General features: G+C 69.1%; 22 protein-coding genes. 14 read left to right on the top strand and 8 right to left on the bottom strand.

Features of this window, described 5'->3' with window-relative positions:
* Positions 1–36 precede the first annotated feature (36 nt).
* Positions 37–1,194: a glycosyltransferase gene (locus ACFVM3_RS38345; protein ID WP_378444731.1), complete on the bottom strand. Its 1,158-nt coding sequence runs from the start codon at positions 1,192–1,194 to the stop codon at positions 37–39.
* Between the two features lie 29 nt (positions 1,195–1,223).
* Between ACFVM3_RS38345 and ACFVM3_RS38340 the strand changes: the two genes are divergently transcribed.
* The 8 genes from ACFVM3_RS38340 (at position 1,224) to hisS (ending at position 8,876) form a co-directional block, all read left to right on the top strand.
* Complete coding sequence (locus tag ACFVM3_RS38340; RefSeq protein WP_378444730.1) at positions 1,224–2,861, top strand: phospho-sugar mutase; 1,638 nt, start codon at positions 1,224–1,226, stop codon at positions 2,859–2,861.
* A gap of 1 nt (position 2,862) precedes the next feature.
* Positions 2,863–3,315 (top strand): flavodoxin family protein, encoded by a 453-nt coding sequence (locus ACFVM3_RS38335; protein WP_219145985.1) that lies wholly within the window; start codon positions 2,863–2,865, stop codon positions 3,313–3,315.
* A 402-nt stretch (positions 3,316–3,717) separates the two neighbouring features.
* On the top strand, positions 3,718–4,110 hold the full coding sequence (locus ACFVM3_RS38330) for a helix-turn-helix domain-containing protein (protein WP_378444729.1): 393 nt from the start codon (positions 3,718–3,720) through the stop codon (positions 4,108–4,110).
* On the top strand, positions 4,107–4,628 hold the full coding sequence (locus ACFVM3_RS38325) for a hypothetical protein (RefSeq protein ID WP_125680124.1): 522 nt from the start codon (positions 4,107–4,109) through the stop codon (positions 4,626–4,628). Before ACFVM3_RS38330 ends, ACFVM3_RS38325 begins: the two co-directional genes overlap by 4 nt.
* Positions 4,625–5,758, top strand: a complete 1,134-nt coding sequence (locus tag ACFVM3_RS38320; RefSeq protein WP_378444733.1) for an MAB_1171c family putative transporter — start codon at positions 4,625–4,627, stop codon at positions 5,756–5,758. Before ACFVM3_RS38325 ends, ACFVM3_RS38320 begins: the two co-directional genes overlap by 4 nt.
* Positions 5,755–6,951, top strand: coding sequence for an amidohydrolase family protein (locus ACFVM3_RS38315; RefSeq protein ID WP_378444728.1), 1,197 nt, complete (start codon positions 5,755–5,757; stop codon positions 6,949–6,951). The genes ACFVM3_RS38320 and ACFVM3_RS38315 overlap by 4 nt, the downstream gene beginning before the upstream one ends.
* A 235-nt stretch (positions 6,952–7,186) precedes the next feature.
* Positions 7,187–7,579, top strand: a complete 393-nt coding sequence (locus ACFVM3_RS38310) for a hypothetical protein (RefSeq protein ID WP_378444727.1) — start codon at positions 7,187–7,189, stop codon at positions 7,577–7,579.
* Positions 7,580–7,589: 10 nt separating this feature from the next.
* Entirely contained in the window at positions 7,590–8,876 is a 1,287-nt protein-coding gene (gene hisS, locus ACFVM3_RS38305; RefSeq protein WP_378444726.1) for a histidine--tRNA ligase, read from the top strand.
* A 47-nt stretch (positions 8,877–8,923) separates the two neighbouring features.
* Here hisS and ACFVM3_RS38300 read toward each other — a convergent pair whose 3' ends face one another.
* Genes ACFVM3_RS38300 through ACFVM3_RS38290 form a run of 3 tightly spaced genes read right to left on the bottom strand, consistent with a single transcriptional unit; the run spans position 8,924 to position 11,332 of the window.
* Positions 8,924–9,925 carry an aldo/keto reductase gene (locus ACFVM3_RS38300; protein ID WP_378444725.1) on the bottom strand — a complete coding sequence of 334 codons (1,002 nt, stop codon included), beginning with the start codon at positions 9,923–9,925 and terminating at the stop codon, positions 8,924–8,926.
* A 25-nt stretch (positions 9,926–9,950) separates the two neighbouring features.
* Positions 9,951–10,934, bottom strand: coding sequence for an aldo/keto reductase (locus ACFVM3_RS38295; RefSeq protein ID WP_378444724.1), 984 nt, complete (start codon positions 10,932–10,934; stop codon positions 9,951–9,953).
* Positions 10,931–11,332, bottom strand: coding sequence for a MerR family transcriptional regulator (locus tag ACFVM3_RS38290; RefSeq protein WP_378444723.1), 402 nt, complete (start codon positions 11,330–11,332; stop codon positions 10,931–10,933). Before ACFVM3_RS38290 ends, ACFVM3_RS38295 begins: the two co-directional genes overlap by 4 nt.
* Positions 11,333–11,416: 84 nt before the next feature.
* On the opposite strand from ACFVM3_RS38290, the gene ACFVM3_RS38285 reads away from it, so the two are divergent.
* A complete protein-coding gene (locus ACFVM3_RS38285; protein ID WP_378444722.1) occupies positions 11,417–12,010 on the top strand; it encodes a TetR/AcrR family transcriptional regulator in 594 nt (197 codons plus the stop codon).
* A gap of 290 nt (positions 12,011–12,300) precedes the next feature.
* Here ACFVM3_RS38285 and ACFVM3_RS38280 read toward each other — a convergent pair whose 3' ends face one another.
* The 4 genes from ACFVM3_RS38280 to ACFVM3_RS38265 form a co-directional block, all read right to left on the bottom strand.
* On the bottom strand, positions 12,301–13,578 hold the full coding sequence (locus ACFVM3_RS38280; protein ID WP_378444721.1) for a hypothetical protein: 1,278 nt from the start codon (positions 13,576–13,578) through the stop codon (positions 12,301–12,303).
* Positions 13,575–14,168 (bottom strand): RNA polymerase sigma factor, encoded by a 594-nt coding sequence (locus ACFVM3_RS38275; protein ID WP_125680417.1) that lies wholly within the window; start codon positions 14,166–14,168, stop codon positions 13,575–13,577. The genes ACFVM3_RS38280 and ACFVM3_RS38275 overlap by 4 nt, the downstream gene beginning before the upstream one ends.
* A gap of 92 nt (positions 14,169–14,260) precedes the next feature.
* Complete coding sequence (gene upp / locus ACFVM3_RS38270; RefSeq protein ID WP_034304667.1) at positions 14,261–14,884, bottom strand: uracil phosphoribosyltransferase; 624 nt, start codon at positions 14,882–14,884, stop codon at positions 14,261–14,263.
* A gap of 18 nt (positions 14,885–14,902) precedes the next feature.
* Positions 14,903–15,346, bottom strand: a complete 444-nt coding sequence (locus ACFVM3_RS38265) for a protein-tyrosine phosphatase family protein (RefSeq protein ID WP_378444720.1) — start codon at positions 15,344–15,346, stop codon at positions 14,903–14,905.
* Positions 15,347–15,451: 105 nt separating this feature from the next.
* Between ACFVM3_RS38265 and ACFVM3_RS38260 the strand changes: the two genes are divergently transcribed.
* Genes ACFVM3_RS38260 through ACFVM3_RS38240 form a run of 5 tightly spaced genes read left to right on the top strand, consistent with a single transcriptional unit; the run spans position 15,452 to position 20,539 of the window.
* The gene (locus ACFVM3_RS38260; protein WP_378444732.1) at positions 15,452–16,063 is read left to right on the top strand and encodes a DUF1707 domain-containing protein; all 612 of its coding nucleotides are present in this window, start codon (positions 15,452–15,454) and stop codon (positions 16,061–16,063) included.
* A gap of 22 nt (positions 16,064–16,085) precedes the next feature.
* Positions 16,086–17,249: a serine hydrolase domain-containing protein gene (locus ACFVM3_RS38255; protein WP_378444719.1), complete on the top strand. Its 1,164-nt coding sequence runs from the start codon at positions 16,086–16,088 to the stop codon at positions 17,247–17,249.
* Positions 17,250–17,268: 19 nt separating this feature from the next.
* Positions 17,269–18,243 (top strand): deoxyribose-phosphate aldolase, encoded by a 975-nt coding sequence (gene deoC / locus ACFVM3_RS38250; RefSeq protein ID WP_378444718.1) that lies wholly within the window; start codon positions 17,269–17,271, stop codon positions 18,241–18,243.
* A 3-nt stretch (positions 18,244–18,246) separates the two neighbouring features.
* A complete protein-coding gene (locus ACFVM3_RS38245) occupies positions 18,247–19,680 on the top strand; it encodes an aldehyde dehydrogenase family protein (RefSeq protein ID WP_378444717.1) in 1,434 nt (477 codons plus the stop codon).
* Complete coding sequence (locus ACFVM3_RS38240) at positions 19,673–20,539, top strand: aldehyde dehydrogenase family protein (RefSeq protein ID WP_378444716.1); 867 nt, start codon at positions 19,673–19,675, stop codon at positions 20,537–20,539. Before ACFVM3_RS38245 ends, ACFVM3_RS38240 begins: the two co-directional genes overlap by 8 nt.
* Positions 20,540–20,604 lie beyond the last annotated feature (65 nt).

Genomic DNA, 20,604 nt, shown 5'->3' with positions numbered 1-20,604 from the left:
CGCCCCGGGGCCCGCCGGGGCCCCACCCCCCGCTTCTCAGCCGGCGAACTCGGGAAGCCGCTGAGCGACCTCCGCGGGTGACGGCATCGCGGCGACCTCGTCGGCGAGTTTCCGCGCCGCGCCGAGCACCGCTTCGTCGGTGAGCAGCTTTCGCGCCTGCTCGGAGATGGCGTCCTCGACGGCGTCGCCACCGAGCAACCGCGCGCCCACCCCGGCGGCGACCACGGCTTCCGCGTTCGTGAACTGATCGGCGCCCTGCGGCAGCACCAGCTGCGGCAACCCGGCGCCGAAGGCCCCCATCGTCGTCCCGCTGCCGCCGTGGTGGACCACGAGGTCGACATGCGGCAGCAGATCGACCTGCGGCACCCAGGCCTCCACGCGGACATTGCCGGGGACGTCGCCCAGCGCCGCGGGATCCACGGTCGGGCCCGCCGCGACGATGACGTCCGCGTCGAGCCGCGCCAGGCCGCCGATGGCCCGCTTCAGCACCCCTTCGTCGCCGAACGCGGTGCCGAGGGTGAGATAGACCAGCGGACGGCTCCTGTCCCGGCCCGCCACTCCCGCGGGGAGGTCTCCCGGCTCGGCCCAGCCGACGGGACGCAACGGGATCCTGTTCGCTTCCGCCAGGAAATCGGGCGCCTGCACCGATTCCGGGCAGATGTCGACGACAGGATCGCCGAAGGACGGCAGGTGCACGCCTTCGAAACCGACTTCCCCGGCGAATTCCGCGAGGCGGCCGTAAATGACGTCCAGGACGTCGTCCGGCGAGAACCGGCCGAAACCGTGCCCGATCGCGGGGATGCCGGCGAGGTGGGCGGCGATGGCACCCCCGGCGTTGCCGCTTTCGTAGACGACGAGATCCGGCCGGTGCCGCTCCAGCAACGGCGGGAGATCGGCGACGAACCGCCGCGGCAGCACATTTCCGAACACTTCGCCGATAACGGGATGGAACGACTCGGGCGGAGCATCGGAGGCGTTGGGTTTGGGAGCGTCGGGCCCGGCGACCGACTCGAACGCCTCCCGCATCCCGAATCCGGCGCTTTCCGTGGCCAGACCGGCCTTTTGGACCACCGGAAGCATGTCGTCACCCGTGGCGAAGAGGACTTCGTGCCCGGCGTCGCGAGCCGCGACGGCGAGCGGTAGTAGGGGATAGAGATGACCATGACTCACCAGAGAAGTGAAGATCAATCGCACCCTCCCCAACGTACCCGTAGGCTGACTCGGTGACGACTTCCTTGACCTCGGAGCTGCGGGATCGGGCGTTCCGCTGGATCGCCGACGACCCGGACGACGATTCCCGTGTCGAGCTGCAGAACATCCTCGCGCGCGCGATGGGCGGCGAACCCGGTGCGGCGGACGAACTCGCGGACCGGATGGCCGGTCCGCTCGAATTCGGCACCGCCGGATTGCGCGGCCCGGTGCGCGCGGGCCCCAATGGGATGAACGTCGCGGTCGTGACCCGGACCACGGCCGGGGTCGCGGCCTGGCTGACCTCGCAAGGACATGCGGGCGGGGTCGTGGTGGTCGGCCGCGACGCGCGGCACGGTTCGGAAGCCTTCGCCGAAGCCGCCGCCGAGGTGCTGACGGCCGCCGGGTTCGCGGTGAAGACGCTGCCCGGTCCGCTGCCCACCCCGGTGCTCGCGTTCGCCGTACCGGAACTCGGCGCGGTCGCGGGTATCCAGATCACCGCGTCGCACAATCCCCCGGCCGACAACGGTTACAAGCTTTACGACGCGTCGGGCGGCCAGATCGTCCCGCCTTCGGACGGCCAGATCGAGCGGGCCATCGCAGCCGCTCCCCCGGCGATCAGCGTGCCGCGCGAACCGGGCGCCGAGGTGCTGGGCGACGAACTCCTGGACGCGTACCTCGCGAAGGTCGCGCTGCTGCCGCGTGGCCCGGAGCGCGGGGTCAAGGTCGCCGCGACGGCGTTGCACGGCGTCGGCGCGGACACCCTGCGCGCCGCGTTCGAGCGCGCCGGTTTCGACGATCTCCAGCTGGTGGCCGAACAGGCCACGCCCGATCCCGACTTCCCGACGGTCGCCTTCCCGAATCCGGAAGAACCGGGCGCGACGGACCTTTTGCTGACACTGGCGTCCGAAGTGGACGCGGAGCTGGCGATCGCGCTCGATCCCGACGCCGACCGCTGCGCGCTGGGCGTGCGCGAACGGGACGGTTCGTGGCGGATGCTGCGCGGCGACGAAACCGGCGTGCTGCTCGGCTGGCATGTTCTGTCCACTGTGGACGACGCTGATCCACTGGTCGCCACGACGATCGTGTCGTCGTCGATGCTCGGCGAGGTCGCGAAGGAGTTCGGAGCCCGCTACGCGGAGACGTTGACCGGGTTCAAGTGGCTGGTCCGTGCGGGCGAAGGGCTCGTCTTCGCCTACGAAGAGGCGCTCGGCCTCTGTGTGAACCCCGGTTTCGTACGCGACAAGGACGGTATCTCCGCCGCCGTGCTCGCCGCGGCGTTGACCGCTTCTTTGCGCGCGGCCGGCCGCGGACCGCTGGACGTCCTCGACGAACTGTCCGTGAAGCACGGGGTGCACGTGACGGATCAGGTCTCGTTGCGGGTCACGGATCTGTCGGTGCGGGAGCGGCTGATGGCGGACCTGCGCGCCACTCCCCCGGCGTCCCTGGGCGGCACCGACGTCACGATGGAGGACCTCCTGCCCGACGCCGACGTCCTCCGCCTGACCGGCGAGGGGCTGCGCGTCGTCATCAGGCCGTCCGGAACCGAGCCGAAACTGAAGGCGTACTTGCAGGTCAAGGAGCCGGTCACCGGCGACCTCGCCGAGGCACGCGCCGCCGCGGGCACCCGGCTGGCCGCGCTGCGGGCCGACATCGAGTCCCGGCTGGCGTGACATGCCGAAGCTGCTGATCGTCCACCACACGCCGTCGCCCTCGACGCAGGCGATGTTCGAGGCCGTGCTTTCCGGCGCGAACCATCCGGACATCGAGGGCGTCGACGTCGTGCGCCGCGCGGCGCTGGGCGCGACCGTGCCCGACGTCCTGGACGCCGACGGTTACCTGCTCGGCACCCCGGCGAATCTGGGGTACATGTCCGGCGCGCTGAAGCATTTCTTCGACACCGTCTACTACCCCTGCCTGGATTCCACGCGGGGACGGCCGTTCGGGTTCTTCGTACACGGCAACAACGACACCTCCGGCACCGTGCGCGGGATCGAAAGCATCACCACCGGACTCGGCTGGGAGAGCGCGGCTTCTCCGGTACTCGTCACGGGAGAACCGGGCAAAGCGGATTTGGAAGCCTGTTTCGAACTGGGCGGCACCCTGGCCGCCACGCTGATGCCCTGACCCTCCACCGCGTTTAGTCCTCTGAACGCGGTAGTTGGCTATACGAACGACCGCATTCAGAGGACTAAACGCGGGAGAAAAGTAAGGGGCCTGTCACCGGAAGCCCTGGGGGTCGACCTCCGGCAACAGGCCGAGACCAAGGGTTCGCCGTGACGGCGATCAACCTTGGCTGCCTCAGCGTACTACATCCGGCACGATCTTGTGCACCCACCGCGAAGAACGGCTCTCACTCCGGCGTCCGTACACCCCCAGGGCACGGATTCCGGAGTGAGAGACCGGACACGGCACGAAACCGCTTGACAACTGTAAACCACTGCATACATGTGCTGTCAACAGCTGCGGACAGGCTGTATCGCGTTACACTCCCACTACGGAACGGGACCAGGGAACGGATGGGGGGTCATGTCGCCGTACCAGACCTTCGCCCAGAAACTGAGCGCGCTGATCGATTCGGCGCGCGCGAACGAAGGCGCCCCGCACAGCTATCGCGAGCTGTCCGCGGCGATCGATCGCGCCGGCGGGCCCACCATGTCGCCCGCGTACCTCCAGCAGCTCGCCACGGGCAAACGCGTCAATCCGAAGATCCACTACGTCGAGGCGCTGGCGAAGCTGTTCGGGGTTCCGATCACGTACTTCTTCGAAGACCAGGAACCGCAGCCCGTCGGAGAGGCGAAGCTCATGGCCATGCGCGCGCAGGAGCTTTCCCCGCAGGGCCGCCGCCAGGTCATGGACCTGCTGGAGCTCGTCGAGCGCTACGAACGGGCCGAGCGCGACCAGCCGGACGAAAGCCGATGAAGGAACGGGAGCTCCGCAAACGCTGCCGCAAGATGCTGAACAAGCTCGACATCGAGCCGCCGCTCGACGTCGGCGTGCTCTGCGAACGGCTCGGCGAACAGCGTGGCAGGCCGATCCGGCTGATGCCGTACCCGCTGGAGGTGCCCGGTCCGTTCGGCTGCTGGATCGCCACCGGTTCGGCGGACTACATCTTCTTCCAGCAGGAGACCACGAAGTCCCACCAGGATCACATCATCCTGCACGAACTCGGGCATATGCTCGCCGATCACCATCCCGGCGGCGACGCCGAACCCGCCGACTTCCTGCGCGGTCCCTCCCCGGGGCTCGACGGCGACGCGGTACACCGCGCTTTACGCCGCACCTCCTACGATGAGGCGCACGAATGGGAAGCCGAGACCGTGGCGACCATCATCCTCGAATGGGCGTCGGTCTTGAACTACACGATTCCCCGTCGCGCCGACGACGATGACGTCCGCCGCGTCCAAGGCGCGCTGGGCGACCATCAAGGGTGGCTGTGAACTCGCTGTTCTCCCCTCTCAACGTCGTGGCGATGGTGCTGTTCGCGACCGCGCTCGCCTGGCGGATCTACCAGACGTACCGGGCGCCCCGGCTGCTGCCGAACTGGGCGATCACGGTCACGATCGTCTGCGTCGCCGGCTCCTTCCTCGCCCAGCAGAAGGTCATCTCCGGCTGGCTCGACGGCCTGACGGGCAAGGGCACGGGGCGCCTGGTCAACAACATCATGCTCGCCATCGGGGTGTGCGCGCTGTTGATCGTGTTCCTCGGCTCCGCGCTGGGCCCGCGCCGTCCGCGGCGGGTGCTCTTCGAGCTGGTCCCGCTGTCCGGCGCGATCGCGTTGATGCTGGTCGCCATGGCCCTCACCCCGCCGGAGGTGCGCGGGCTCGCGCTGAGCCCGAAGCTCGTGCACGTGCCCGGGGTGGCGCTGTTCTACCTGGGGGCCGGGATCTACCTGATCTACGGCCTCGCCGCGTGCGCGTGGTGGATCTTCCGCTACATCCGCACCGCGGACCGCCATCTGAAGACCGGGCTGAAACTCAGCGCCGCCGGGCTGGTCTGCCTTTCCGTCGGCAGCGTGTTCCGCGCGCTCTACATCGTCATCGCGTGGGCGTTCGGGCCGTCGATCCCGCTTCTGCTCACCGTCGCCGTCCCGTTGGTGCTCCTCGGGATCGTGCTCTTCCTCGCCGGGATCACCTACCCCGGCGCCCGCGCGCGGTTCGCCGCGCTGCGGCGGCGTCGCCAGCACCGGCGCCACCACGACGAGCTCACCCCGTTGTGGACCGCGCTGGCCGGGATCTACCCGAACATCGTGCTCCGGACCACGCCACAGAGCAGGTGGGAACGGTGGCGCCCGCGCACGGTCCACCGCCGGTACTACCGCCGCGTGATCGAGATCCGGGACGGGCTCGTGCAGCTGAGCCCCTATCTGGAAACCGACCTCACCGCGCTCGCCGCCGACGATCCGCGGGCGGCCGCGGAAGCGCTGAAAACGGCGATCGCCAGGCAGACCGCGGGCGAGGAGACCGACGGGCGGGCGAAACTCGTGCTCCCCGGCGGCGCCTCCGACATCGAATCCGACGTGCGGCCGCTGCTCGCCCTGTCCGCCGCCGTCTCCAGGAGCGAACCGTGACCGCACAACTGCTGCTGACAGCCGGCCGCGTCCTGCCGCGTCCGAGCACCCCGGTCGAAGACGGCGCGGTGCTCGTCGAGGACGGCCGGATCCTCGCGGCGGGCACTCGCGCCGAGGTCGTGGCCCAGGCGTCGCCGGACGCCGAACGGCTCGACTTTCCCGGCGCGACACTGCTTTCCGGCCTGTTCAACGCCCACGTGCACCTGGCTTTCGACGCCTCCCGCGAGATGCTGCCGAACTTCCTGGCGAGCAGCGACGACGCTCTCCGCGCGGGCGCCAAGGACCGGTTGGGACAGCTGTTGCGCAGCGGCGTCACGACGGTGCGGGATCTCGGCGATCGTGACGCGCTGGGCGCGCGGGTCCGGGCGGAGCTGGCAGCTGAAAGAATCGCCGCTCCCCGTCTGCTGACGGCGGGATCGCCCCTGACCGTCCTCAAAGGACACTGCCATTTCTTCGGCGGCGAGGTCGCGGACGACGACGCGATCCGGGCCATGATCGACGCCAACGCGGCGGCGGGCGCGGACGTGATCAAGGTGATGGCCAGCGGCGGCCAGATCACCGAAGGCGGCGCGGACATGTGGGAATCGCAGTTCGACGTCCGGGCGCTGCGCCTGATCGTCGAGCACGCGGCGCGCCACGGGCTCCCGGTCGCCGCGCACGCCCACGGCTCGGACGCGATCGAGGCGTCGGCCGAGGCGGGTGTCCGCACGATCGAGCACTGCACCTGGATGACCGGGCCCCAGCGTCAGGACAGGCGCGAAGGCGTCGCCAAACGCATGGCGGCCGAGGGCATCGCGGCGTGTTCGACGAGCAGCCGCAACTGGCGGATGCTGGCCGAGCGCATGGGCGACGAACTCGCGAAAACCATGTACGGACGGCTGTCCTGGCTTGAGGAGCTGGGTGTCCCGCTGCTGTCGGGGACGGACGCCGGGCTGCCCGGATCGGTCTTCGACGATCCTGTCGGCGCGCTCGAACTCTACGAATGGCTCGGTTTCGGCAGGCGCCGGATCCTCGAGATCGCGACCGAGGACTCCGCCGCCGGGCTCGGCCTCGGCGACGTCACCGGACGGCTCGCCCCCGGCCTGAGCGCCGACGTCCTGGTGGTCGACGGCGATCCGCTCGCCGACCTCTCCGCGCTCCGGAACGTCCGTCTTGTCCTTTCTCGCGGGGTGGTGGCGAGCGGCTCGGCTTGATCGAGTCGCGACACCAGCACCGCGGCCGCGAGGGACAGCAGGGGCGGCACTGCCAGGGCAGATGTGAGGGGGACTTTCCCCGCATCCGATACGGCGAAAGTCCCCTTCACGACACCCGGCACCGTCTTGACGGCCGAGAGAACCTGAACCACCACCGCACGACCCGCTCGCCCATCCCGGCCGTCGAACGCAAAGTTTTGGTGACAGTGTTTTAAAACAGTGTTATCATTTCCTCATGGATGAACCGATCAAACTGTTCACCGTCATCGCGCTCGTTTCGCTGCCGACGGTGATGTACGGCGGCTACGCGCTGATGGGTGTCCTGCGCGACAAGAAACTGACCGAACACCAACGCGGGATGTTCCGCGCCGGCCACGCGCACGCCGGCGTCCTGCTGGTTCTCGCGCTGGTCGTGCTGCAGATCCTGGGGCAGACAGGGCTCCCGAGCACAGCGCTGTGGATCGTCTGCTTCCTGCTGCTGTTCGGCGCGCTCGCCCAGTCCGGTGGCTTCTTCCTGCACCTGGCACCGGGCAAGGGCAAGCTCGGCGGGCGGGTCACCAGCGCCGGGGCGGTGCTGCTCGGAGCGGCGATCCTGACCACCGCGTACGGCGTCGCCTTCGCTGGTTAAGCTTGTTGACGTGCCTGAATACCTGCCGACAGCCCCCGCCAAGGGGACCCGCGACTTCCTGCCCGCCGAGATGTCCGTCCGGACGCAGGTGTTCGGCCATCTCTACGACGTGCTGGAACTCCGGGGCTTCCTCCGCTACGACGGGCCGATCCTCGAACCCGCCGAGATCTACGAGCGGAAGTCCGGGCAGGAGATCGCGGACCAGCAGCTGTACACGCTGACCACCAAGGGCGGCGAGCGGCTGGCGCTGCGCCCGGAGATGACGCCGTCGGTCGCCAGGATGATCGCGGGCAACGCGAAGTCGCTGCAGTTCCCGGTGCGCTGGTACAGCCACCCGAACTGCCACCGCTACGAGCGGCCGCAGCGTGGGCGGGTCCGCGAGCACTGGCAGATCAACGCGGACATCTTCGGTTCGGACAGCGCGAACTGCGAGATCGAGATCTTCGAGCTCGTCCACGACATGATGAGCGCTCTCGGCGCGACCCCGGACATGTTCCAGGTGCGGGCCAACGACCGGAACCTGCTCTCCTCGGCGCTCACCGACATCGTCGGCGTGACCGCGGAGCAGCTGCCGCAGGTGTTCACCCTGGTGGACCGCTGGGAGAAGTCGGACCGGACGAAGCTGAGCGACACCGCGGCCGAGATCGGGCTGACCGACAAGCAGTTCGAGAAGCTGACCGAGATCCTGACCTCCGGCGCGGCGCTGCTCGACGAGCTGCCGGACCAGGTCAAGGAGAACTCGAATTTGGTCAAGGTGCTGAACAGTGGCGCCGCGGACCTGATCACCTTCGACCCGATGATCGTGCGCGGGCTCGCGTACTACACGTCGACCGTGTTCGAGGTCTTCGACACCTCACCGGAGAACCGTCGCGCCCTCTTCGGCGGCGGCCGGTACAGCGACCTGGCGTCGTTGTTCACGTCGCAGCAGATCCCCGGGATCGGCTTCGGCATGGGCGACGTCACGCTGATCGACTTCCTCGACACGCACGGCCTCACCCCGAAGCCGCGCAGCGAGGTCGACGTCGTGGTGATCCCGGTGATCGAAGAACTCACCGACGCCTCGCGCGAGGTCGCGGGACGGCTCCGGAAGGCCGGGCTGCGCACGTCCACGCCCGTCGAGCTGCGCAAGCTGGGCAAGGAGCTCACCCGCGCGGACAAGGCCGGGGCGCGGGCCGTGGTGATCGTGGGCCAGGAGGACTGGGACGCCGGGAACGTGACCGTGCGCGGACTCGCGACCCGCGAGCAGCAGACGGTGGCCGTCGACGACGTGGTCTCGGCGGTCACGTCTTTAGTCTGACAACGCAAAGCCGGCGCCCTGGAATCGGGGCGCCGGCTTTGTCGTGTTCAGCGGGACAGCATGCGCATGGCCGCTTCGGGGTAGCGCTCCCCCGCGACCGCGTCGGCGGGCACCGCTTCCTCGATCGCCGCCACGTCTTCCGCGGTCAGCTTCAGGCCGACGGACGCCACGTTCTCTTCGAGGTACTTGCGGCGCTTGGTGCCAGGGATAGGCACGACGTCGTCACCCTGCGCCTGCACCCAGGCCAGCGCCAGTTGTCCGGCGGTGACGCCCTTCTGCTCGGCCAGCGCGCGCAGCGCCTCGACGATCGCCATGTTGCGCTCGAAGTTGCCCTCGGCGAACCGCGGCTGGGTCGTCTGGCGGAAGTCACCTTCCGCGAAGTCCTCTTTGGACTTGAACCGGCCGGTGAGGAAACCACGGCCCAGCGGGGAATACGGCACCAGCCCGATACCGAGTTCGCGACAGACCGGGACGACCTCGTGCTCGATGTCGCGCGACCACAGCGACCACTCGGTCTGCACGGCCGTCACCGGATGCACGGCGTGCGCCCGCCGGATCGTCTCCGGACCGGCCTCGGACAGCCCGATGTGCCGGATCTTCCCCTGCTCGACCAGCGAGGACAAGGCGCCCGCGGTCTCTTCGATCGGCACGTTCGGGTCGACGCGGTGCTGGTAGTAGAGGTCGATGTGGTCGACGTTCAGCCTGCGCAGTGACGACTCGACCTGTTGGCGCACATAGAATTCGTCGCCCCGGATCCCGCGCTTCGAGGGATCCGCCTCGTCACGCACGATGCCGAACTTGGTCGCCAGCACGACCTGGTCCCGCTTGCCTGCCAGCGCGCGGCCGACCAGTTCCTCGTTGCGGCCGAAGCCGTACATGTCGGCGGTGTCGATCAGGGTGACGCCCAGTTCGATCGCGCGGTGGACGGTCGCGATCGATTCGGTGTCGTCACCTTGGCCGTAGAACTCGCTCATGCCCATGCAGCCGAGCCCCTGCGCGCCGACTTCCAGCGTGCCGAGCCTGCGGGTGGGCAGGGTGGAACCCGTCATGATTTCTCTCGCAATTCTCTGGGATTTACTTTCCGGCGGCGCGGGCGAGCCGCTCCGGGTAACGCTCGCCGGCGATCGCTTCGGCGGGCGCGGCCTTTTCGATGGCCTCGATGTCCACTTCGGACAGTTTCAGGTCCGCGGCGGCGGCGTTCTCTTCGAGGTACTTGCGGCGCTTGGTGCCAGGGATCGGCACGACGTCGTCACCCTGCGCCTGCACCCAGGCCAGCGCCAGTTGTCCGGCGGTGACGCCCTTCAGCTCGGCCAGCGCGCGCAGCGCCTCGACGATCGCCATGTTGCGCTCGAAGTTGCCCTCGGCGAACCGGGGCAGCCCGCGGCGCATGTCGTCCGCCGGAAGGTCCTTCACCGATGTCACGCTGCCGGTGAGGAACCCGCGGCCGAGCGGCGAGAACGGCACGATGCCGATGCCCAGCTCGCGAACGGTCGAGAGGATCTCGCCTTCGATACCGCGGGTCCACAGCGACCACTCGCTCTGCAGCGCCGTCACCGGGTGGACGGCGTGGGCGCGACGGATCGTCTCGGCACCGGCCTCGGAGATCCCGGCGTAGCGGATCTTGCCCTCTTGGACCAGCTCCGCGAGCGCGCCCCAGGTCTCCTCGACCGGCGTGTTCGGGTCGACCCGGTGCTGGTAGTACAGGTCGATGTGGTCGACGTTCAGCCGTCGAAGGGACTCTTCGCAGCTCTGCTTGACGTACGCCGCGTCGCCGCGAGCGGACATCCCGCCGTCCTGATCCCAGACGATGCCGAACTTGGTCGCCAGCACGACCTGGTCCCGCTTGCCCGCGATCGCGCGGCCGACCAGCTCTTCGTTCGCTCCGGCGCCGTAGACGTTCGCGGTGTCGATCAGGGTCACCCCCAGCTCGAGCGCGCGGTGGACGGTGGCGATCGACTCCGTGTCGTCGTCGCGGACGCCGTAGGCCTGGCTCATCCCCATGCAGCCGAGCCCCTGCGCCCCGACCTCCAGACCGCCGAGCCTCCTGGTGCTGATCACGCTGAAATTCCCTCCACGGTGGCTCCGGTGCCGAGCACCTTCCGCTCCACCTGGTCGTAGTGCTCGATCTTGTAGTCGAGGATGTCGAGGCAGTTCTGCAACTCGGCGATCCGGTCGGCGACCGATTTACGCTGGTCGACGAGGATCGCCTTGCGCCTTCCCGCGCTCGCCGCGCCGTGATGGCGCAGGGAGGCGTACTCCCGCATCCGCTTGATGGGCATGCCGGTCAGGCGGAGCTTGGTCAAGAACCCCAGCCACCCGAGGTCGTCGTCGCTGTAGGCGCGGCGGCCTGCGGCGTCGCGCGCCGGGGGCTCGACGAGTTTGATGCGCTCGTAGTACCGGAGAGTGTCGATGGACAGTCCGCTACGTCGCGCGGCTTCCGCTATCGAGTAGCTCATGCGAACGACACTACGACCTGGAGTGCGCTCCAGGTCAACTCCGAATCCGAGCGATTGATAACAGCGTTGCGATACGCTCTGCGCATGCCCCGCCCCAGGACGCACGACGAGAACCTCCGGCTGAAACTGCTGGACCGCGCCGGTGAGCTCATCTCGGCCGACGGCCCCAAGGCGCTGAGCCTCCGCAAACTGGCCGCCGACGTCGGCACGTCCACCACCGCGGTCTATTCGCTCTTCGGCGGGAAGACGGACCTCGTCAGCGCCCTCTTCACCGAGGGCTTCCGCCGCTTCGGCCGCCGGATGTCGGGGGTCACGCTGAGCGGCGACCCGGTCGAGGACCTGGTGCGGCTCGGCGTCGCGTACCGGGAAAGCGCGCTGGCCGACCCGCATCTCTACGCGATCATGTTCACGAAATCGGTGCCGGGTTTCGAACCGGCGGAGGAGACGTCCGAGCAGGCCCGCGCCACGATGGCGCCGCTGGAGGGGACGATCCGCAAGGCCGTCGCCGACGGCGTCTTCCTCGACGTGCCGCCCGAGGTCGTCACGGTGGCGTGCTGGGGGTTCGTGCACGGGCTCGTGTCGCTGGAGCTGAACGGGAACCTTCCGGAGCAGTACACCGTGAGCACGGCTTACGAGACCGCGCTGCGGGTGAACGCCGCGGGCTGGCTGCGCCGGTGACCTGCGTTTAGCGGGCTAATCGCGATCTGCCGCCCGGCCGGCACCTCGCTGGCGGGATGCTGTGAAGGCCTCCTTGCCTAGCTTCAGGTAGGGAGAGGCCTTCACCACCTCGCCCCTCGACGACCGGGCGCGACCTGCGTTTCGCGGGCTAAACGCGATCCGCGGGCCACGCCACCCGCGCTCAAGTACATGAAGGCCCCCATCCTTGCGCCTAGCTCCGTGAAGGACCCCTTCACGTACTTCCCAGCGACCCATAGCGCGTGGATCGCGATTAGCCCGCTAAACGCAGGTCAGTAGAGCGGAAGCGTCCCCTGGTACAGGATCGCCCCAGCCGCGTCCAGGACGGTGATGCCCACCCGCACGTCGTAGGCCAGACTGAACCCGTCCGGCATCCAGGCCGCGAAAGTCCCGTCCACGACCGTCGCGTCGATCGTCGTGCCGGTCCCGAAGTCGAGCTTCACGCCCGCAGCGGCCTCGGGAACGACTCCCAGAAACGTGTTCCGGACCGGGACGCGGTTCCCGTTCCGGTCCACCCTGCCGACCGTTTCGGCCTGCACCGTGCGCACCGGCCCCGCCGACCGCGGATCGCCGGAAAAGACCCGGTAGTACTCGGTCTTCCCGTCTCCGTACCCGAGTCCGCCCTGGCACACGATGGCCTGGCCACCCAGGCGAGCGACGGCCACTCCGACATCCTGGCCTTCGAGGTACGCGCCGACCCGGAAGGCGTCCTCGTCGGCCACCGTTTCGGACGCTCCCGCTGTGCACACCTTGAAGAACTCACCCGCGGGCGTCGCCCGGTCGGGGACCGGGAACACCGGTTTGTCGAGTCTCGACACGGCGGGCTCGGGCGCGGGCCGAAGGGGGTACGGCGCCTGATATCCGTACGGGCGTGATTGTTCCCCGGGCGTCGGCCCGACCGCGTAGGTGGTCCGCGACATCTTCATCGGCGCGATGTGCGCGAACAGGTTCCCCGGCCGGAAGACCGGGATGTCCCGTTTGGACTGTGACGCTTCGTTCTGGCCCGTCAGCTCCACTTTCGGCCAGTCCGGATCGGCGATGCCCGCGACCGTCCCGGCCGGGGTCATCAGCAGGGCCGCGGTCCGCGTGCCCTCCGTATAGGCGGGAGCGGCGTTCGGGTCGGACACGGTAGCCGTCATCAGCGTGGTCTCGCAGAACAAAGGCTTGTCGCCCACCGTCATCGCGACGACGGTCACCGAGTACGAAACGACGGTGAACCGCGGCACCCATTCGTTCCGTGGCGGGAAACTCGCGGCCCTGCCCTCGGACTGGACGACGGCCCAGCATCGGTCCATCGCCGACACGGCCTTCGGCCAGTCGAGGGAGAAGTCAGGGTTCGCGACGACGGGCCCCTGCCCGTCCGGCTCCCGGATGAGCACGGTCGTGACCAGGGCCCCCGCGAGAACCAGGACCACGGCGGCCGCCGCGGCGACGATCGGCCAGCGCCGCCGCTCGGGTTTTCCCATTCCCTCCCGCAGCGACATCCGCAGGTTGTCGAGCACTTCCGGGGGGAGTTCGCGCCTGCCGGGCAGGCCGAGGTCGTCGGTCATTTCTCCTCCAGGGCGGCCCGCAGCTGCGTACGGGCCCGCGAGATGTGGGCGCGAACGGTCACCTCGGCGACGCCGAGCAGTTCGGCGGCGTCGGCGGAGGAGAGATCGCCGAGCAGGCAGAGTTCGACGGCTTTCCGTTGTGATTTCGGCAGCTTCGCGACCAAGGCGAGCACCTGCCGAAGGCGGTCTTCGCCGTCGAGCTGGTCGACGACGGTGTCGGCGTGGTCGGACACCGACCGGGGCTCGGGCAGCCGCCGGACAAGCCGGAGCCGCCGCCCGGTGCTGCGGTGTTCGCTGCGCGCGAGGTTCCCCGCGACGGTGTACAGCCAAGGAAGCGCGCTGTCGCGGATGAGCGTGATGTCCGCCCGGCGCCGCCAGGCGGTGAGAAACGTCGTCGACGTCAGGTCTTCGGCCGACGCCCACGACCCGGTGAGCCGATAGGCGTGGTTCCACACCGGCTGGGCGTGGCGTTCGAACAGCTCGGTGAACGCCGCGTGATCACCGCCCGCGGCCGCCCGCCAAAGCTCCGTGTCGCTCCTGTCGGGAGGAGGCTCGCTCGAGTCCACCGGCACCCCCACCGTTCCGGTCACTGTTCTGGTCACACCTGGCAGTGACCGGCAACGGCGGAGATGTTGCGAACCGGCCGGATCGCGTTTAGCGGGCTAAACGCGATCCGGCGGCGTCAGACGGCCCCGTACTGCCGGTCGCCCGCGTCCCCGAGGCCCGGCACGATGAACCCGGAGTCGTTCAGCCGCTCGTCGATGCTCGCGGTCACCACCCGCAGCGGCAGCCCGGTCTTCTTCAGATGCTCGATGCCTTCGGGAGCCGCCAGCGCGCAGATCGCGGTGACGTCGGTGGCGCCCCGGTCGGTGAGCAACCGGATCGTGTACTCCATCGACCCGCCGGTCGCCAGCATCGGGTCGAGCACCATCACCGGCCGGTCGGCGAGCGATTCGGGCAGCGACTCGAGATACGGCGTCGGCTTGAGCGTCTCTTCGTCGCGCGCGAGGCCGACGAAACCCATCTGGGCGTCCGGAATCAGCTTGTGCGCCTGGTCCGCCATCCCGAGCCCGGCCCGCAGCACCGGCACGAGCAGCGGAGGGCTCGCCAGCGCGTAGCCGTCGGTGCGCGCCACCGGCGTGTGGATCCGCTCGATCCGCACGGGCATGTCGCGCGTGGCTTCGTACACCAGCATGACGGTCAGTTCGTGCAGCGCCGCGCGGAACGCGGCGCTGTCGGTGCGCGCGTCGCGCATGGTGGAAAGCCTGGCCTTGGCCAGGGGGTGATCAACGACGTGCACATCCATGCCGGTCAATTTAGCCCGTCACGCCTGCCGCGCGAACCAGCCGACCCAGCGGCGCTGCCACGGCGTCTCCACCGAACGCTTGTCGTGGTTGGCCCGCGCCCACGCCACCGCCTCGTCGGCGCTCAGCCCGGAAAGGGTGGCGAGACAGGACAGCACCGTGCCAGTCCGCCCCACTCCGCCGTAGCAGGCGACCTCGACGCCTTCGCCCGCCACCGCCCGGGTGTGCAGGTCGACGATCCGGCGCCGCGCGTCCGCCCAGTCCGTCGGCAGCAGGAAGTCGGGCCAGCGGATCCACGCCCGCTCCCAGTCCATTTTGTGATCGTGCTTCCGGCGCAGTTTCGCGCCGCCCAAATACAGTCCGAAATCCGGCGAAGGCCCTTCTGGCCAGGGACGGCCCAGGCCCCGTCCGCGCACCATGACCCCATCCGGCAACGCCACGGCGCCGGGTAGTGATTTCCCCATCACGGGAGGATGCCACTGTCGACCAGAAGATGGACGCTTGGCCCTCTCGTCGGCGCTAGGCTCCTCCAGGTGAGTGAAGAGCCGGCCCTGCCGGGCCCCGAACAGATGCGCATCTCCGACGCCGACCGAGAGCAGGTCGCGCAGGTGCTGCACGCGGCGATGTCCGAAGGGCGCATCACCATCAACGAGCTGGAAGAACGGCTCACCGTCGTCTACGCGGCCAAGACCGTCGGAGACCTCAAACCGGTCACCGCGGATCTGCCGCAGCATTCGCGGTCGGCGATCGAGCCGGCGACCTCGCGCGCGCTCGGCCTTCCCGACGACCGGATCGGCGGGCATCCGGGCTCCGGCGCCTCGATCGCCGTCATGTCGGGCGCGTCGCGCAAGGGCAGCTGGGTGGTCCCGCCGCAGCACAACAGTTTCGCGTTCTGGGGCGGCGCCGAACTCGATCTGCGGTACGCGCGGTTCGCCGAGAAGCATTCGACGATCACCGCGGTCGCGATCATGGGCGGGATCGACATCATCGTGCCCGACGACATCAACGTGGACGTCACCGGAATCGGCTTCATGGGCGCCTTCGAACTGGAGGATCGTGCCGGGACTCCCCCGGCGCCGCCGACGGCGCCCACCGTGAAGGTCACCGGCCTGGCATTCTGGGGTGGGGTCGTCGTGAAGCGGAAACCACGCAAGAAGGACGTACCTGGAATCGAAGGCTGAACACACACTGGGGGATGGTCCGATGCGCCGAAGTTTCGTCGCGATCGTTTGTGCCGCACTGCTTTCCGTCACCGCCGTCCCGGCGGTTGCCGCCGAGAGGACCGATCCGCGCCAGGCCGCGATGGACGCGGCGGTCGCCGCGGGCATCCCCGGCATGGTCGCCGTCTCCGACGATTTCCGCGGTGCCAGCGGCGTCGCGAACATCGCACGGCCGGGCAAGCCCGACGCGTCGGGCCGGTGGCGGATCGCGAGCGTCTCGAAGGTGTTCGTCGCGACACTCGTCCTGCAGCTCGTGGCCGAAAAGCGCGTCGGGCTGGACGAGCCCGTACGGCGTTACCTGCCCGGGCTGCTGCCGTATCCCGAGCCGATCACCGTCCGCCAGCTGCTCCAGCACACCAGCGGCCTCCCGCGCGACCTGGCCACCGAGGACACCTGGGCGTCCGGTCCGGAGGTCGACACCGAACGCTTCGAGCACTTCGACAGCGACGACCAGATCCGCCTGAGCGTCACGAAGCAGCCGTTGCAGTTCAAGCCCGGCACGGGCTGGGCGTACTCGAACACCGGCTACAACGTCCTCGGCCTGCTGGTCGAGAAGATCACACGGAAGTCGCTGGAGCGCGCGCTCGCCGAGCGCGTCACCGGGCCGCTGCACCTGCGCGACACCTCGCTGCCCCGTGACTTCCCGTTCCTGATCGGCGCGGCCGCCCGCGGCTACGAGCAGCTGTACGACGCGCCGCGCGGCCTCACCGACGTCACCACCTACAACTACTCGCGCTACTTCGGCGCGGGCGGCATGGTGTCTTCGGCCAAGGACCTCAACCGCTTCTTCGAGGCGTTGCTCGGCGGCCGCCTCCTGCCCGCCGACCTGGTGGCGGAGATGAGGAAGACGGTCCCGGTGGGCGGCGGCATGGAGTACGGGCTCGGCCTGATGAAGCTGAACCTCAAAGCGGCGGGGGCCTGCGCCGAGGACATCTCGATCTGGGGGCACGGCGGCGACCTGCCCGGCTTCGCCACCCTCAGCTTCCACGACGACTCCGGCAAGAACATCTCCACGCTGGCCACCGTGGACATCACCGCGTCGCCGGACGCCGCGCTCAAACGCCAGCTGCCGATGATCTCCGAGTTCTGCGCCCCGGTGGTGCCCTCGACCAGGGCGGTCGCCCAGGCCCCGGTGCCCAGCCTGTAGGCCGCTTACACTCACCCGTATGACAGCTACGACCAGCTCGTCAGCGACGACGGTCACCCCGTCGCCGCTGGCGGACGCGACTCGCGACGAGGCGAGCCTGCGCCGGTTCCTGCACGGGCTGCCTGGTGTCGACCAGGTCGGCGTCGAGCAGCGGGCGGCGGGACTCGGCACGCGCAGTATCAAGAAGGCCGCCAAGCTCTGGGCGATCGACACCGCCATTTCGATGGTCGACCTGACGACCCTCGAAGGCGCCGACACCCGGGGCAAGGTCCGCGCGCTCGCCGCGAAGGCCATGCGGCCGGATCCGGAACGCCCGGACACCCCGCGGGTCGCGGCCGTGTGCGTGTACCCGGACATGGTCGAGACGGCTGTCGAGGCGCTTCGCGGCACCGGCATCCACGTCGCGAGTGTCGCCACCGGTTTCCCGGCGGGCCGCACGAGCCGCGAGATCAAGCTGGCCGACACCAAGATCGCCGTCGACGCCGGCGCCGCCGAAATCGACATGGTGATCGATCGCGGCGCGTTCCTGGAAGGCCGGTACCTGGAGGTCTTCGAGGAGATCCAGGCGATCAAGGCCGCCTGTGGCAGCGCGCACCTCAAGGTCATCCTCGAAACCGGCGAGCTCGCCACCTACGACAACGTCCGCCGCGCGTCCTGGCTCGCGCTGCTGGCGGGCGGCGACTTCATCAAGACCTCCACCGGCAAGGTCTCGCCCGCCGCGACGCTGCCGGTCACCCACGTGATGCTGCAGGCCGTCCGCGACTGGTTCGTCCAGACCGGTGAACTGCGCGGCGTCAAACCGGCCGGTGGTATCCGGACGACCAAGGACGCGATCAAGTACCTGGTCGCGGTGCACGAGGTCGCCGGCGAGCAGTGGCTGACCCCTGATCTGTTCCGGTTCGGGGCGTCCAGCCTGCTCAACGACCTCCTGCTGCAGCGCCGCACCCAGGCCGACGGCCACTACAGCGGTCCCGACTACGTGACGGTGGACTGATCCATGGGCATCTTCGAGTACGCGCCCGCGCCCGAATCGCGCGACCTCGCGAACCTCAAACCGCATTACCGGCCGTTCGTGAACGGCGAATTCGTCGACGGCTCGGGTGAGCCGCTCAAGACGATCAACCCGGCCACCGAAGAGGTGCTCGCCGAGGTCGGCACCGCGTCGGCGTCCGATGTGGACAGTGCGGTGAAGGCCGCGCGCAAGGCGTACGACAACGTCTGGTCCAAGATGCCGGGCTCCGAACGCGCCAAGTACCTGTTCCGCATCGCGCGCCTGATCCAGGAACGGTCGCGGGAGCTGGCCGTGCTGGAAAGCCTCGACAACGGCAAGCCGATCAAGGAATCGCGCGATTCGGACGTGCCGACGGCCGCCGCGCACTTCTTCTACCACGCCGGCTGGGCCGACAAGCTCGACTACGCCGGCTACGGCCCGAACCCGAAGCCGCTCGGTGTCGCGGGCCAGGTCATCCCGTGGAACTTCCCGCTGCTAATGCTGGCCTGGAAGATCGCGCCCGCGCTGGCCACCGGCAACACCGTGGTGCTCAAACCCGCGGAGACCACGCCGCTGACCGCGCTGGTGTTCGCGGAGATCTGCCAGCAGGCCGAACTCCCGCCCGGTGTGGTGAACATCCTGCCCGGCGCCGGGGACATCGGCGCCGCGCTGGTGGGCCACGGCGACGTGAACAAGGTCGCCTTCACCGGATCGACCGAGGTCGGCAAGGCCATCCAGCGCCAGATCGCGGGCACCGCGAAGAAACTGACACTGGAGCTGGGCGGCAAGGCGGCGAACGTCGTCTTCGATGACGCTCCGCTGGACCAGGCCGTCGAGGGGATCGTCAACGGGATCTTCTTCAACCAGGGCCACGTGTGCTGTGCGGGCTCGCGGCTGCTGGTGCAGGAGTCGATCGCCGAAGAGGTGCTCGAGAAGCTGCGTTACCGCGTCTCGACGCTGCGGCTGGGCGACCCGCTGGACAAGAACACCGACATCGGCGCGATCAACTCCGCCGAACAGCTCGCGAAGATCAAGGGCCTGGTGGAATCCGGCGACGCCGAAGGCGCGGAGCGCTGGACCAGCCCGTGCCCGGTGCCGGAACGTGGTTTCTTCTTCGCTCCCACCGTGTTCTCCGATGTCCAGCAGTCGATGCGCATCGCCCGTGAAGAGATCTTCGGGCCGGTGCTTTCGGTGCTGACCTTCCGTACGCCGGAGGAGGCCGTCACCAAGGCGAACAACACGCCGTACGGGCTTTCGGCCGGAATCTGGACCGAGAAGGGTTCGCGCATTCTCTGGATGGCGAACCAGCTCCGGGCCGGCGTCGTCTGGGCCAACACGTTCAACCGCTTCGATCCCGCCGCACCGTTCGGCGGCTACCAGGAGTCGGGTTTCGGCCGCGAAGGCGGACGCACCGGGCTGGAGGCCTACCTCGATGTCTGACCGTATTTCGGTGGCGAAGACCTACAAGCTCTACATCGGCGGCAAGTTCCCGCGTTCGGAATCCGGCCGCGTGTACCCGGTCACCGACACCAAGGGCAAATTCCTCGCGAACGCCTCGCACGCGTCCCGCAAGGACGTCCGCGACGCGGTTTCCGCCGCCCGCAAGGCTTTCGGCGGCTGGTCGGCGGCGACCGCGTACAACCGCGGCCAGGTGCTGTACCGGGTGGCGGAGATGCTGGAAGGCCGCCGTGAACAGTTCGTCGCGGAGGTTTCGGCGTCCGAAGGCGTCGCGGCGAAGAAGGCACAGTCCCTTGTGGACGCTTCGATCGACCGCTGGGTCTGGTACGCGGGCTGGACGGACAAGATCGCGACCGTGCTCGGCGCGGCCAACCCGGTCGCGGGCCCGTACTTCTCCTTCACCGTGCCGGAACCGACCGGTGTCGTGGGTGTGCTGGCTCCGCAGCAGTCGTCACTGCTGGGTCTGGTGAGCGTGCTGGCCCCGGTGCTGGCGACCGGCTCGACCGCGGTGGTCGTCTCCAGCGCGGACCGGCCGCTGCCCGCGATCACGCTTTCGGAGGTCCTGGCGACGTCCGACCTGCCCGGCGGGGTCGCGAACATCCTGACCGGCCGCGCGTCGGAGCTGGGCTCGTGGCTCGCGTCGCACGGGGACGTCAACGCCCTCGACCCGACCGGCGCCGACCCGTCCGCGCGGGCGGACCTGGCGCGCGAGGCCGCGGGGACCGTGAAGCGGGTCCTGACCGTTCCGGACACCGAGCCGGACTGGACCGCCGACGCCGACATCTCGCGGCTGCGGCGGTACCTGGAGGCGAAGACCGTCTGGCATCCGCTGGGCGTCTAAGCCACCCTTTTCGGACAGTTGGACACCTGACCGCGCCCGGGTCGAGGGCTGAAGGGGACTTTCCC

Origin of the sequence: Amycolatopsis sp. NPDC057786, assembly GCF_042797905.1 — a bacterium.
Classification (GTDB): Bacteria; Actinomycetota; Actinomycetes; order Mycobacteriales; family Pseudonocardiaceae; genus Amycolatopsis.
This window is presented reverse-complemented; position numbering and strand designations above follow the sequence as displayed.

Bases quoted from the DNA above. Each gene is read 5' to 3' on its own strand.
- ACFVM3_RS38245 (WP_378444717.1), top strand. From the start codon at position 18,247: ATGGGCATCTTCGAGTACGCGCCCGCGCCCGAATCGCGCGACCTCGCG.
- ACFVM3_RS38265 (WP_378444720.1), bottom strand. From the start codon at position 15,346: ATGGGGAAATCACTACCCGGCGCCGTGGCGTTGCCGGATGGGGTCATG.
- ACFVM3_RS38290 (WP_378444723.1), bottom strand. From the start codon at position 11,332: ATGAGCTACTCGATAGCGGAAGCCGCGCGACGTAGCGGACTGTCCATC.
- ACFVM3_RS38325 (WP_125680124.1), top strand. From the start codon at position 4,107: ATGAAGGAACGGGAGCTCCGCAAACGCTGCCGCAAGATGCTGAACAAG.
- upp (WP_034304667.1), bottom strand. From the start codon at position 14,884: ATGGATGTGCACGTCGTTGATCACCCCCTGGCCAAGGCCAGGCTTTCC.
- ACFVM3_RS38330 (WP_378444729.1), top strand. From the start codon at position 3,718: ATGTCGCCGTACCAGACCTTCGCCCAGAAACTGAGCGCGCTGATCGAT.
- ACFVM3_RS38280 (WP_378444721.1), bottom strand. From the start codon at position 13,578: ATGACCGACGACCTCGGCCTGCCCGGCAGGCGCGAACTCCCCCCGGAA.
- ACFVM3_RS38255 (WP_378444719.1), top strand. From the start codon at position 16,086: ATGCGCCGAAGTTTCGTCGCGATCGTTTGTGCCGCACTGCTTTCCGTC.
- ACFVM3_RS38300 (WP_378444725.1), bottom strand. From the start codon at position 9,925: ATGACGGGTTCCACCCTGCCCACCCGCAGGCTCGGCACGCTGGAAGTC.
- ACFVM3_RS38310 (WP_378444727.1), top strand. From the start codon at position 7,187: ATGGATGAACCGATCAAACTGTTCACCGTCATCGCGCTCGTTTCGCTG.
- ACFVM3_RS38260 (WP_378444732.1), top strand. From the start codon at position 15,452: ATGCGCATCTCCGACGCCGACCGAGAGCAGGTCGCGCAGGTGCTGCAC.
- ACFVM3_RS38240 (WP_378444716.1), top strand. From the start codon at position 19,673: ATGTCTGACCGTATTTCGGTGGCGAAGACCTACAAGCTCTACATCGGC.
- ACFVM3_RS38335 (WP_219145985.1), top strand. From the start codon at position 2,863: ATGCCGAAGCTGCTGATCGTCCACCACACGCCGTCGCCCTCGACGCAG.
- deoC (WP_378444718.1), top strand. From the start codon at position 17,269: ATGACAGCTACGACCAGCTCGTCAGCGACGACGGTCACCCCGTCGCCG.
- ACFVM3_RS38285 (WP_378444722.1), top strand. From the start codon at position 11,417: ATGCCCCGCCCCAGGACGCACGACGAGAACCTCCGGCTGAAACTGCTG.